The organism is Candidatus Nitrosopumilus sp. bin_7KS (assembly GCF_054095835.1).
In genome coordinates this window covers 1-12,376 of record NZ_JBSWSO010000002.1, presented here as the reverse complement: position 1 = coordinate 12,376, position 12,376 = coordinate 1, and the positions used below count along the sequence as shown (strand labels likewise).

At 35.1% G+C, this 12,376-nt stretch carries 16 protein-coding genes; 8 read left to right on the top strand and 8 right to left on the bottom strand.

Annotation, left to right across the window (positions count from 1 at the left end; all coding sequences use genetic code 11):
- The first annotated feature begins 49 nt into the window (after positions 1-49).
- Positions 50-688 carry a trimeric intracellular cation channel family protein gene (locus ACW9W4_RS00420; protein ID WP_457760579.1) on the top strand — a complete coding sequence of 213 codons (639 nt, stop codon included), beginning with the start codon at positions 50-52 and terminating at the stop codon, positions 686-688.
- A 119-nt stretch (positions 689-807) separates the two neighbouring features.
- On the opposite strand, the gene ACW9W4_RS00415 is transcribed toward ACW9W4_RS00420, so the two are convergent.
- Positions 808-1,674 carry a 50S ribosomal protein L10 gene (locus ACW9W4_RS00415; RefSeq protein ID WP_457760578.1) on the bottom strand — a complete coding sequence of 289 codons (867 nt, stop codon included), beginning with the start codon at positions 1,672-1,674 and terminating at the stop codon, positions 808-810.
- Positions 1,667-2,329, bottom strand: a complete 663-nt coding sequence (locus ACW9W4_RS00410; RefSeq protein ID WP_457760577.1) for a 50S ribosomal protein L1 — start codon at positions 2,327-2,329, stop codon at positions 1,667-1,669. Before ACW9W4_RS00410 ends, ACW9W4_RS00415 begins: the two co-directional genes overlap by 8 nt.
- A 192-nt stretch (positions 2,330-2,521) precedes the next feature.
- Here ACW9W4_RS00410 and ACW9W4_RS00405 point away from each other — a divergent pair, with 192 nt between their 5' ends.
- The gene (locus tag ACW9W4_RS00405; protein ID WP_457760966.1) at positions 2,522-2,953 is read left to right on the top strand and encodes an Lrp/AsnC family transcriptional regulator; all 432 of its coding nucleotides are present in this window, start codon (positions 2,522-2,524) and stop codon (positions 2,951-2,953) included.
- A 249-nt stretch (positions 2,954-3,202) separates the two neighbouring features.
- On the opposite strand, the gene ACW9W4_RS00400 is transcribed toward ACW9W4_RS00405, so the two are convergent.
- Genes ACW9W4_RS00400 through ACW9W4_RS00390 form a run of 3 tightly spaced genes read right to left on the bottom strand, consistent with a single transcriptional unit; the run spans position 3,203 to position 4,352 of the window.
- Complete coding sequence (locus ACW9W4_RS00400) at positions 3,203-3,682, bottom strand: 50S ribosomal protein L11 (protein WP_457760576.1); 480 nt, start codon at positions 3,680-3,682, stop codon at positions 3,203-3,205.
- 35 nt (positions 3,683-3,717) lie between these two features.
- Positions 3,718-4,176, bottom strand: coding sequence for a transcription elongation factor Spt5 (locus ACW9W4_RS00395; protein WP_457760575.1), 459 nt, complete (start codon positions 4,174-4,176; stop codon positions 3,718-3,720).
- Between the two features lie 2 nt (positions 4,177-4,178).
- On the bottom strand, positions 4,179-4,352 hold the full coding sequence (locus tag ACW9W4_RS00390) for a protein translocase SEC61 complex subunit gamma (RefSeq protein WP_457760574.1): 174 nt from the start codon (positions 4,350-4,352) through the stop codon (positions 4,179-4,181).
- A gap of 39 nt (positions 4,353-4,391) precedes the next feature.
- Between ACW9W4_RS00390 and ACW9W4_RS00385 the strand changes: the two genes are divergently transcribed.
- Together ACW9W4_RS00385 and ACW9W4_RS00380 are read left to right on the top strand one after the other, a co-directional pair.
- Entirely contained in the window at positions 4,392-5,168 is a 777-nt protein-coding gene (locus ACW9W4_RS00385; RefSeq protein ID WP_457760573.1) for a D-aminoacyl-tRNA deacylase, read from the top strand.
- Positions 5,165-5,464 (top strand): methylated-DNA--[protein]-cysteine S-methyltransferase, encoded by a 300-nt coding sequence (locus ACW9W4_RS00380; protein ID WP_457760572.1) that lies wholly within the window; start codon positions 5,165-5,167, stop codon positions 5,462-5,464. Before ACW9W4_RS00385 ends, ACW9W4_RS00380 begins: the two co-directional genes overlap by 4 nt.
- A 2-nt stretch (positions 5,465-5,466) precedes the next feature.
- Here the strand turns inward: ACW9W4_RS00380 and ACW9W4_RS00375 are convergent, their stop codons facing one another.
- Positions 5,467-5,916 (bottom strand): 50S ribosomal protein L19e, encoded by a 450-nt coding sequence (locus ACW9W4_RS00375; protein ID WP_457760571.1) that lies wholly within the window; start codon positions 5,914-5,916, stop codon positions 5,467-5,469.
- Entirely contained in the window at positions 5,900-6,304 is a 405-nt protein-coding gene (locus ACW9W4_RS00370; protein WP_457760570.1) for a 50S ribosomal protein L32e, read from the bottom strand. Before ACW9W4_RS00370 ends, ACW9W4_RS00375 begins: the two co-directional genes overlap by 17 nt.
- A gap of 148 nt (positions 6,305-6,452) precedes the next feature.
- Between ACW9W4_RS00370 and pckA the strand changes: the two genes are divergently transcribed.
- Positions 6,453-8,057, top strand: a complete 1,605-nt coding sequence (gene pckA, locus ACW9W4_RS00365) for a phosphoenolpyruvate carboxykinase (ATP) (RefSeq protein WP_457760965.1) — start codon at positions 6,453-6,455, stop codon at positions 8,055-8,057.
- A gap of 2 nt (positions 8,058-8,059) precedes the next feature.
- Here pckA and ACW9W4_RS00360 read toward each other — a convergent pair whose 3' ends face one another.
- Positions 8,060-10,090, bottom strand: a complete 2,031-nt coding sequence (locus ACW9W4_RS00360; RefSeq protein ID WP_457760569.1) for a S8 family serine peptidase — start codon at positions 10,088-10,090, stop codon at positions 8,060-8,062.
- Between the two features lie 78 nt (positions 10,091-10,168).
- On the opposite strand from ACW9W4_RS00360, the gene ACW9W4_RS00355 reads away from it, so the two are divergent.
- The 3 genes from ACW9W4_RS00355 to ftsY all read left to right on the top strand — a co-directional run.
- A complete protein-coding gene (locus tag ACW9W4_RS00355; RefSeq protein ID WP_457760568.1) occupies positions 10,169-10,789 on the top strand; it encodes a superoxide dismutase in 621 nt (206 codons plus the stop codon).
- Positions 10,790-10,890: 101 nt separating this feature from the next.
- Positions 10,891-11,328 (top strand): prefoldin subunit alpha, encoded by a 438-nt coding sequence (gene pfdA / locus ACW9W4_RS00350; RefSeq protein ID WP_457760567.1) that lies wholly within the window; start codon positions 10,891-10,893, stop codon positions 11,326-11,328.
- 3 nt (positions 11,329-11,331) lie between these two features.
- The coding region (gene ftsY, locus ACW9W4_RS00345) for a signal recognition particle-docking protein FtsY (RefSeq protein WP_457760566.1) at positions 11,332-12,376 on the top strand (1,045 nt) is incomplete at its 3' end.

Here is a 12,376-nt window from a genome sequence, read left to right as displayed (position 1 = left end):
ATCTTTATTTTTCAAATCTTAATTAGCAATAGCTCACAATTTGCAATAGATGGTTGATTTTTCTTTTCCAATTGATGGATTCATTAGCATTTTAGATTATTTGGGGACAATTGCGTTTGCAGTAACTGGAGCTTCAAAAGCAATTGCACACAAGGCAGATATTTTTGGAATTATTGTTTTGGCATCAGTAGTTGGAGTGGGTGGTGGAGTAACTCGTGATGTAATCTTTGGACGATTCCCTACAGCATTTTCAGATCCTATCTATATTGGATTAACAGTTACAGTTGGAGTTGTAATGTTCTTCTTGTATACAAAATTCAAAAAGAATATGAGCATATGGTTAGTCTTTGATGCAGTAGGATTGGGTGTATTTTCAATTTTAGGTGCATCCATTGCATACCAGGTAGTTGGATTAGAGTTTCTCCCAATGCTCTTTGGTGGAATGATTACAGCAATCGGTGGTGGAATATTACGAGATGTCTTTGTTCGAGAAATCCCAATTGTATTTGTAAAAGAAGTGTATGCAATAGCAAGTATTATTGGAATTGTAGTATTTTATGGAATGTTATCATCTAGTGTTGATATACAGATTGCATCTATAATTGGAATCTTTGCAGGAACTGGAATCCGATTATTAGCTATGAAGTTTAATTGGAATCTGCCAAAGGTTCGAGAATCTTTGGACTAGATTGCTAGAAAATTAAACAAACCTGAATACATTAAAACTTCAAAAATTCCTAAACCCATTATCACTAATATGATTAAGATCAGATTTCTACCAATATTGGTAAATGATATTTATGAGATTTATGCTGGGGTGTAATTTTTTGCTTGGCCTGCAACTGCTTTTGCTTGAGCGTCTGCTTTTTGTAGAATTTGCTCCTTTGTTTCATCAGTCATAAAGCCTGATTCAACAGATACAGAACGTGCAGATTGTGCAGCCTTGCTGAGAATTTGTAAAATATTGTCTGCTGTGATGTATCCTGCTTCAATTGATAGTGTAACTGCTTCTTGGTGGAATTGAGCAAATGCATTTCTGATTTTCTCAACATCAATTACCAACTCTTCTTCAAGATATGCAGTTCCTTCCTCTAATGCTGAATATAGTGCAATTCCTGCTTCTACTGGTTTGATATCTAATTTACCTAAAATGGATGCTAATTTCTCATTGATTGCCTCGCCCTTTTTCACTGGGGTACTATCCTTTGCAATCCAGATTGTACCTTGATCAATTTTAGTTGGGATTCCAGCTTCCTTGAATTCTGTAAGCATTGGTCCTGGTGCAATTCCTGTGTTTTTGGCAGGAACAACAATGTCGAAACTTGCAAGGTCTCCTCCTCTTGCTGCCATCATTATTTTGTTTTTAGCAAGAAGAACGTTTAGCTTGAATGGTGACATGTCAGTAAACAAGAACATGCATTGTCCAGTTAGTTTGTCTGCAATGTCTTTGACTCCTGGTACATCTAATTTCTCAAATGCTTTCTTTGCAACTTTATCTTTGATGCTGAAAAATAATACTTCTCCTGAGAGAGTTTTTCTTAATGGGAGAATTTGTGTAGAACGAACTTTTCTCATTTTAATTACAGCTAGAACTTTGTATTTTTTTGGAAGCTCTTGTAATTGTTCAAACATTTGGGATTTTCTTTTAGGATAAGAGGTTCTATTTTCATGCATATTTCTTCTTGACCTCTTGTACTTGTTTAACTGGTTTGCCCATTGTAGTTTTAATTAAAATTTTCTTAATGTTTTTCTCTCCGTTTGGTAATTTCTTTTCAATTGCAGCTAGAACTGTATGTGCGTTAATTGTTAAATCTGCATCATCCATAGACAAATCTCCGATTTTAGATGAGATTGACAGTGATGCTCTTGTTCTTACTTTGATACAAGATCTAAATCTTTGTAAGAATGCTTCAATAGATGCATCAAATGGAACTGGTGTTGGCATCTTTCCTCTTGGACCTAATAATTGACCCAAAGTTTTACCAACTTCTGGCATGACTTTGGTATCTGCCAAGAAGAAATCATATTTGTTAATGAATTTTCTAGATTCTCTTTTGTTTGCTCCAAATTTGCTTAATTCTTCTGTTCCAATAACTGAATCTGCTTTTGCAGCCTTTGCTTTTTGATTCATTTCACCTGTTGCAATAATGCAAACAGTTGCAGGAGAACTAGTCTTTGGAAGTTGAACAACTTCGTTAATTGCAAATCCTTTCTTTACATCAATATCTTTGAAAGTAACGATTAATTCTACAGATTGTTTGAATTTACGCTCTTTTGTAGCCTCTCTAGCTCGTTTTACCAATTCAGTAATCTGAGTATCTGTAATCATTACGAAACAATTTCTAGAAAACCTACTTAAAATCGTTTAGAGATTGATGTCTTTTGTCGCTCATTTATTTTACAAAATTACATATTTTCACTAAATTTTTTATAATTAAGGTACAAATCGTGCTTAAAACCTACATATATTAAATCATAATCTTATTTTTCGATTACGTTGCATAGATTTGACGAATTAGATATGAAATTACTTTTTGAATTGACCGCAGATGGTTCAATCTCTGTCCCTACCTTATCCAAAAAACTAGGAATCAATGCCTCTGTTCTATACAGTAGAATTAAGAGACTAATGAAGAAAAAACTCATTAAAAAATTTACAATTGAGATTGATGACTCATTATTGGGAATTGGAGTAAAGGCCTCAGTCGGAATAAATCGAGATCCAAAATTCAAGGATTCAATCCACAAACAATTCATGCAAACTGCTGAAGTTGTATCAATTTCTGAAATTACTGGACGATTTGATATTATGATTAAGGTTTATGCTAAGAATCTTGAAGCATTACACAGTATTGTGATTGAAAAAATTGGAAAAATAGAAGGTATTCAAAATACTGAAACCTTTGTAGAATTACAAAAAACTGATAAAGATCCGGTATATCTTATTCAATAATTTAGAACTTGATATATCTAAAGTTGATTTCTTAATTTTCAATAACTGCTTTCATTTGATTTCTTAATTGCCGATGATCTTACTTCTTTTTGAGCCAGTCCCATTCGGCTCTCTCAACATCTTCATCTTCCATCACACATCTAAAGAAAATCTGATTATTTAGAATACAATGTGTTCAGAAAACCAAACATTCTATCAATTAAATTTCATGAACAAACTTCAGAAAAGAGGTTGGGTTCTAATTTTTAATTATTGGAATTTTGCGTCCCATTTGCCTTCATTGATCTCGGCAGTAATTTCTTTAGGAGTTTTACCTTCTACTTTAACTCCTAATGCCACACATGTACCAATGATGGTTTTTGCAACTGATTTTAGTGAAGAAGCATAAGATTTGTCAAGTTTTGTATTTGCTACTTTAACAATTGATTCCATTGTTACATCTCCTGCCCATTCAGTACCTGATGCTCCTGAGCCTTTTGTGATTCCGGCCTCTTTCATGATTAGAGCAGCAGCTGAAGGGATACCAATTTCAATTTCATATTTTTTTGTATCTGTATCAACGATTACTGTAACTGGAACTTTCATTCCCTCAAAGTCTTTGGTTTTCTCATTAATTGCACTGATAACTTCCATGATGTTGACTCCAAGCGGACCTAGTGCTGGACCTAATGGTGGACCTGCTGATGCTCCTCCGCCTGTTACAAGTGATGATACTTTTTGTTCTCCCATGTTAAATCAAACTCTAATTGAAAATTTAATCCTTCCTAACCCTCAGTTGACAGCTTTAGGTAGTTAGCGTCTACTGTGACTGGTAATTGATATGATGCATCTAACAAAACTACAGTTGCCTCTTCCTTGTCGACATCAATTCTAGTAATTGTTGCCTTCATTCCCTTGAATGGTCCACCTGTAATTTCTACGATGTTATCTACTGTTAATTGTGAAACTGTTGATTTCTTGATTAGGTATCCTTCGATATCTTTGAATTCTAATTCTCCTCTTAATTGACCTCGGATGTGTCTGACTCCTTCTACTGCAAGATATGCATCACTTGGATTGACTGCTTCAATTACGACATATCCTTTCAAGTCACTTACCCAAAATACTGATTGAATGTTAATTTGATTTGCATTAGCTTTTGCTTCTAATAATCTCATGACAACTTTCTCCTGTCCTCCAGTAGTTCTAATTGCAAACAAGTGTGATTTTATTTCTTCAGACATTGTTATCTACCAAACGTAATTACAGAAAAGACAAACTGAATTGTAAAACCAATAGCTCCTACACCTGCTATTCCTAACAAAACGAGTCTAAGGTGTTGTGAATACTCATCTCTGTCTGGCTTTTTTGCCATTTTCATAGTATTGGCCATGTTTTTCAAAGTCTGCCTAGGGTTCATTGCTGGAAATTAATAAGGTGTCCTTATATCTCTTATCTCATGGAGTTACTAGTTGCGTATCAAGATGACCCTGCAGGTCACAATATGGCAAAGTTTCTTTCAAAAGAAATGACCAAAGATGGTGATGTCTTTCGCGGAAAATATTATGATCTTTTAATCATTCCAACCCCTGCAATTTCTGCTGATTGGTTGGAGGAAAAATATGATTATGATGGATTTATTTTCCTCTCAAAACATGCAGCAGAGTCTGGAGTTTTAGCTTTAACGTGTCACAGTACTGGTAACTTTTCAGCTGCAAAGTTTGGTGGAAACGATAGAGAGGTTGCAATCCCAAAACCTGATTTTCAAAAAACATATCTTCAAACTTTAATGAAAAACCAATCAAAATTCTCAGATTTCCAAATTACTATTGAGGCTACCCACCATGGGCCCACTGCACTAACCAAACCATCAATATTTGTAGAAATTGGCACTACTGAAAAACAATGGACTGATGAGTCTCTGTGTCATTCCGTTGCAGAATTAGTTCACAAAGTAATGAGTGAGCCAATTAAAGAACATCCAGTAGCAATTTGTTTTGGTGGCACCCACTATCCTTCAAAATTTACTAGTGAATTGTTAGATGGAAAATATGCACTAGGTACAGTAATCCCTAAACATGCATTAGATGATCTGGATGAGGAATTATTTTCTCATATTATTACTCAAAATAGTATGGCAAAATTTGCTTTACTTGATTGGCGTGGGTTGGGAACAAACAAACAAAAAGTTCTTGAACTTTTAAAATCCACAGATCTTGAGGTCATCAAACTTTGAATCTGCAGCAAAAAGTTTACAAAAAGTTACTACAAGTTCCAAAGGGTCAGATTACCACATATGGCGAATTGGCAAAAGCTGTTGGATTAAAAAATGGCCAACGTGCAGTGGGAAAGATAATGAACAAAAATCCATACCCTGTGATTATTCCTTGCCACAGAGTTGTAATGTCTACTGGAAAAATTGGTGGATATGCATATGGAGAACCTGTTAAGACAAAGATGCTAAGTGATGAAGGAATTAAAATTGAAAATGGTAAAATTGTAGAATTGGAAAATAAAATTTATCGATTCTAATCTTATCGTTTTTCTTTAATCTCTTCCATGAGTAGTCTAAGGTGAGCTTTATTTCTAACTGTGTTTCCACCTACTTTCTTGTAAAGAGCCCAGAATTCTGGATTAGTCAAATCTTTTCTGTCTTTTGCAATTTTCAATAATCGTCTTAGTGCTCTAACCTTTGCAACATAGACTTCTTTTTTACCGACTCTTGCACCTTTTCGTCCTTGTTTGGAACCTTGAGTGGTGCCTCTTTTGTTTTTCTGAGCTTTCTTCTCGTGTGCTCTTCCTTTTGATGTGCCGGTAAATGATTTAATTCTAATTGTGTTTGCAGTGATAAGACTACGGATATTTTCTCTTGTAATTGCATCTGCAATATCATCTAGATGGTCTGTATCGAATCTAATTCTATGAACTCCAACACCAGTAACTCTGGCTGCGAGTCTTTTTTTAGCTTTAAGATTTACTACCACTTGCACTCACTCTCGCATTGAAAACTTTGAATTTTTGTTCTATTGCTTTAACTATGATTTCCTTTCTTTTTCTGGTACCGACACCGTGGGCAAATCGAACTCCATCTTTCTTTGGGTCTAATTTTTCTAAATCATTCAAGTTGTAAACTAGATTATCTGTAAATCCTGAAGGATGTAGTCCTCGTGCTTCTTTAGGTCCACCATATCCAATTTTGACAAGACCTGGACGGCCTCTGCTTTTTTGTTTTCTTTGGTGATGATCAATACCTTTTGGTTTTCTCCAGTTAGTTTGGAGTCTAACATAACGCCAACTTTCTGGTCTTACAAAGTCTGGCTTGTTTTCTTTGACCTCTTGTCTCTTTGCAAGCAATTCTTTGTTGATCGTCATGAAATTGAGTCTTGAATTTTGGAATAAATACGTTCCTAGATCATAGAAAATTTTCTTTAAGAAAAAGATAATAAGGAAACCTAGGTCGGATCGAATATCTCATGACTCAGGCTGGGATTGATAACCATATTTCTGGAGGCATAATCCTCTGACCCAAGTAGTAGGTACTGCAACAACTGAAAAGTTTTCATCACAATTAACTCAATTCGGAATTAAACCATCCAAAGTCCACAGAAATCTTGGCGTAGATGAGATGGTGAAATTGGCAGTTGAGCGAAAGGAGGGCGTAGTCAACTCTACAGGCTCACTTTCAGTCAATACTGGCAAATATACCGGCAGATCCCCTGATGACCGTTTTATCGTATTTGACGATAAAACTAAAGACACTATTGACTGGGGTCCAATTAACCATAAATTCCCAAGTGACAAGTTTGAAAAACTCTTTGAAAAAATGAAAGACTTTGTTGATAACAAGGAACTATTTGTTTTTGATGGATTTGTAGGAGCTGATCCTGAAAACCGTTTACCAATCAGAGTGATTAATGATCATGTTTGGCAGAGTATGTTTTCTAGTAATTTGTTTATTCGACCTACCAAAGATGAATTAGAAAAACACGAACCTGAATTTACAATTCTTTGTATTAACGACTTTGTTGCAGATCCTGAAATTGATGGAACCAGAACTGATGTCTTTATTCTAATTGACTTGACAAGAAAAATTGTTTTGATTGGGGGAACAGAATATGCCGGCGAAATGAAAAAGTCTATGTTTGGTGTAATGAATTTTCTCTTACCTGGACGTGGGATTTTCCCAATGCACTGCTCTGCAAATATTGGAGAGAAAGGTGATACTGCTTTGTTCTTTGGTTTATCTGGTACTGGTAAAACTACACTTTCTGCAGACCCTAATAGAAAATTAATTGGCGATGATGAACATGGATGGTCTGATAATGGTACTTTTAATTTTGAAGGTGGATGTTATGCAAAGTGCATTGACCTAAGTCAAGAAGCAGAACCTGAAATTTGGAATGCAATCAAACCAGGAGCTCTTTTAGAAAATGTTGTATTAAATGACAATGTTCCAGACTATGACGATAACACATTAACTGAAAATACTCGTGTTGGTTATCCACTTGATTTCATCCCCGGTGCTGTAATTCCAAGTGTTGGTGGAAATCCTCAAGTGATTATATTTTTGACTGCAGATGCATTGGGTGTTTTACCTCCAGTATCCAGACTCACAAAAGAAGGAGCAATGTATCATTTCATGTCAGGGTACACTAGTAAATTGGCAGGAACTGAAAGGGGAATAAAAGAGCCAAAATCTGTATTTTCTCAGTGTTTTGGAGCCCCATTCATGCCTAGACCTGCCTCAGTTTATGCAAAACTTCTCGGAGAAAAAATTAATCAACATAATACTGTAGTTTACCTCGTCAACACTGGATGGTCTGGCGGTCCATATGGCATTGGAAAAAGAATAAAGATCAAGTATAGTCGGGCAATGGTAACTGCTGCCATTTCTGGTACACTTGACAAGGTAAAATATAGACATGATGATTTATTTAATTTGGATATTCCTACTGAAGTGGAAGGTGTCCCAGATGATATTTTGGATCCAAAAAATACTTGGGTTGACAAAGACTCCTATGATATGTCTGCAAAAAAATTAGCACAAATGTTTGTTGAAAACTTTGCTAAATTTGAAAATGTTTCACCTGAAATTATTGATGCTGGTCCTAAAGTTCAAAAATAAATTTATCTTCTTTTTAAAATCCCAAAGATTCCAATTCCAATTAGAATTATAGCAATTATACCAATTTGTTTTTCTGGAATATCTAGTATGTCTAATCTATCAATATTTTCATCAAGCGAGTTAATCTCTATTGTGTTAAACGCATTTGATGTGTTTCCATTTACTCTAATTTTAGCATCAATCCAGTATAGTGAATTTTCATAAATTCCAATTGATGCTTTTTTGTCCGGTGTTGTTGTAGTTGTTGTAACTCTTCCATCTTTACTATTGATTACAGAAATTTTAGCAAAACTCCATTCCTCTGGATGATTAATCTTAAAGTACAATTCTTGATCTTGCTGAGTTACAGTAACTGAACCTTGTGTATAGTGTAGCAGAAATGGAACTCTGTATTGAGTGCCCTCGTGACTTATCATTACCATTCCTTCATGTTCTCCGAAATTGTCTTCCAACATCTTCATCTTTATTTCCAAAATGTTTCCATCTACAAGTTCTCCACTAAACGCAATGAATTCAGGCCCATCAAAATTTACCTCAAATCCACCCCATGAATCATCAATTGATTTTAGCTGGAATTGCCTTTCCACAATTTTATCATCAGATGATGCCATTGCCACAAAGTTTGGTGGCTCTATGATCAATTTTGCATTGTAGGCATTTCCAATATCTAATCTTCCTGCCCCTGCATCATGAATTGAAAACACCTGTCCGTAGGCATCAGATACCTCTTTGACCGTAGTCAATAGTATGGATTTAATCTCATGATGGTGTAATTCTGGGTTTTTCTGTAATAGTAAAGCCGCTGCACCACTGACATGAGGAGCGGCATAGCTTGTTCCACTGGTAAAGTTGTATCCTGCATTATTTTGTGTGGTATTGATGTATGCCCCTGGTGCTACAATTTCTGGTTTGAGATAAAATGGAGATACTGGTCCTCTGGAACTAAAATGTGCTACAAAATCTGGATTGTAAAACAGATGTAGAATTCCTTCACTGTTATCATTTAATGATTTTACAATCTCTAATCCTTCTTCTCTATCAATTGATACTACAGGAATTTGTGGTGTGTATCCTTCTTCAATAAACTCATGAATTAATTCCCCCAAAAAGATTCCTGGTTTATCATTGTACACAATTAATGCTTTAGCTCCTGCATTTGCAGCATTTTTTTCTTTAATTGAAAAATATAACAACTCACCTTCTACATCACTTCCTCTCTCAACAATTACTATAGCATTTTCCACATCTGTGTTTTTAAAATCTTGAGCTTTTCCAAATCCTGCATAAATTATTTTTCCCGTAATTGCATTATCTAATTTTGAAGAACCAACCATTGGAATTACTGTATATGGTTTTTCATCAATTTCAAAAGTTGCAACCAAGCTAGAAGTCAAATTGTTATACGTTGCACCAACTGTTACTGATCCGAAATTTCTTCCTGGACTGCCTATTGTTTCTAATCCTGGACCGTCATTTCCTGCTGCAGTAACTACAAAGATTTCTTTTTCTAATGCCGAGTTTACTGCACGGTCAATTTTTGTATTGGTCTTGTTTACACCTAGGCTAATGTTGATAATGTCTGCCTCATCCTCAATTGCTTTCTCAATTGCTCGAATTATCAACTCTGATGAAACACCTTCACCGTCTTCAGAAACTTTGTAAGCTAAAATTTTGGCTTTGGGTGCAATGCCGGTAATTTGCCCATCTGCTGCAATTACTCCTGCAACTTGAGTTCCATGACCGTTTGTATCAAGTGGTGGTTTGCCTTCTTGTATGAAATTAAATCCTCCAATTACCTTACCATCAGGTCCCCATCCCAAAAGATCTGGATGGTTAAAATCAACTCCTGTATCTATTACTGCAATTTTAATTCCAGAACCATCTATCCCATCAATTCTAGGGATGTCTGTTCCAACAAATGGAACACTTCTTTGCAAATAAGTTCTAAATTCATTTTCAGAGTCTAAAGAATATGAAAAAATAAAAATTCCTAATAGTACTATTGATACTGAGAAAATTACTAATATTTTCACAAGTTTTGTAATCCATTTAACAAGTAAAAATGAATTGCTTGCTAAAGCAATAAATTGAATAAATCTCTCTAGTCCTATATGGGAAAATACACTCTTCCTGAAATGCCATATGCATATGATGCATTGGAACCTCACATTGATGCAAAAACAATGGAGATTCATCACACAAAACATCATCAAGCATACACTGACAAACTAAATGCAGCTCTTGAAGCATGTCCTGCTGATATCCAAGAAAAAGATATCCTTGACATCTTGTCTGATATTGATTCAATACCAGAAGCTCAAAGGGGTGCAGTTAATTTCAACGGTGGTGGTTTTGACAACCATAGGTTATTTTGGAATAACATGAAAGCAAGTGGCGGCGGAGAACCTGGAGGATCTATTGCAGATGCAATCAAAGAATCCTTTGGAAGCTTTGCTGACTTCAAAGAGAAATTTTCATCTACTACAGCTGTAATTCAAGGCAGCGGTTGGGGATGGTTAGTATACAATCCTACTTCAAGTAAGGTTGAGTACAAATCAATGCCAAACCAAACTAGTCCACGAACTGTAGGATTAGTGCCATTACTAGGCTGTGATGTATGGGAACATGCATACTATCTCAACTACCAAAACAAAAGACCTGCATATATTGAGGCATGGTGGAATGTTGTTAATTGGGATGAAGTAGAATCAAGATTCTCTAAAGCAAAATAAAGTTAAATCTTTATTTTTTTTATATTTCTTAATCTATTTTTAATTAGATTTTTCAAAATCCATGAATGAATTTATAACCATCTGGAAGATGTTGGTTGTACATGAGTGAAGAACAGGCAGAGCAATTAATGCAACAAATGCAAATGCTTGAACAATATTTTTCTGATTTATCTCAAAGAGAAGTAACTTTTATGAATATTTTAAGAGAAGCAACAGCTTCTATCCAATCTATTCAATCACTTGGTAAAAATCCTGAATCTGAAACTCTAGTTCCAATAGGAATGGGCACATATGTTCCCACAAAAATTTCATCTAGTTCTAAAATTGTTTTGAATATTGGTGCAGGAATTGCAGTTGAAAAAGACTTTCCTTCTGCAATTAACTACCTAGAAGCAAGAATCAAAGAAGTTGAAGTTGCAATACAAGATACTGCAGCAAAAAAACAAGATGCTGCTGGTAGATTAGAACAAGGAAAAGCACAAATGAATCAAATGATGCAGGCTATGCAAAACCAAATACAACCTCCAACTTCTGGATAAACTATGTTTGATAAACTCCGAAGTGCATTCTCTAATGCTGCAAAAAGCTTAGGAGAAAAAGAACTTAATGAAAAAGATATTGAAGATATTTTATTTGAATTAGAAATTTCTCTTTTAGAGTCTGATGTTGCAGCTGAAGTTATTGATTCTATCAAAGCTGATCTTAAAGAAAAACTAATTGGATCCAAGGTTGATAAAAATGAAATTGAAAAATTTGTCAAAGATAGTTTGATTTCAAGTATCTCTACACTCTTTGATGCTGCTGGAGAGTATGATATTTTCGAAAAAATAAATGAAAAAAAGAGTAAAGGAGAACCTTTCCTGGTTCTATTTGTAGGAATTAATGGTACTGGTAAAACCACTTCATTAGCAAAAATTGCATACATGCTAAAAGAAGCAAAATATTCTGTAGTGATTGCAGCAGCTGATACTTTTCGAGCAGGTGCAATTGAACAATTACGTGAACATGCTAATCGTCTAAATTTGAAACTTGTTGCACAAAATTACAATTCAGATCCTGCAGCTGTTGCACGTGATGCCGTACTATATGCAAAATCACACAAAACAGATGTTGTGCTAATTGATACTGCAGGAAGAATGCAGACGAGTGAAAACTTGATGCAACAGATTGAAAAAATTACCAAAGTAGTAAATCCTGACATGAAAATTTTTGTAGGTGATTCATTGGCTGGAAATGATACAGTAAACCAAGCACGTGAATTCTTTGAACATGTTCATTTTGATGGTTCGATTTTAACAAAGAGTGATGCAGATGCACGAGGTGGCGCTGCATTATCTATTGTAAAAGTAACTTCTACTCCCGTAATGTATGTGGGAGTAGGACAAGAATATCCTGATCTTAAACCATTTGATAAGGAAACTTTTTTAGAAACTGTTTTTGGTTCATTAGAAAATGTTGATTTAAAGAAAGAATCTGAACCTGAACCAACATCAGAACCTGAACCAACACCAGAACCAACACCAGAACCAACACCAGAACCAACACCAGAACCAACACCAGAACCAACACCAGAACCAACACCAGAAC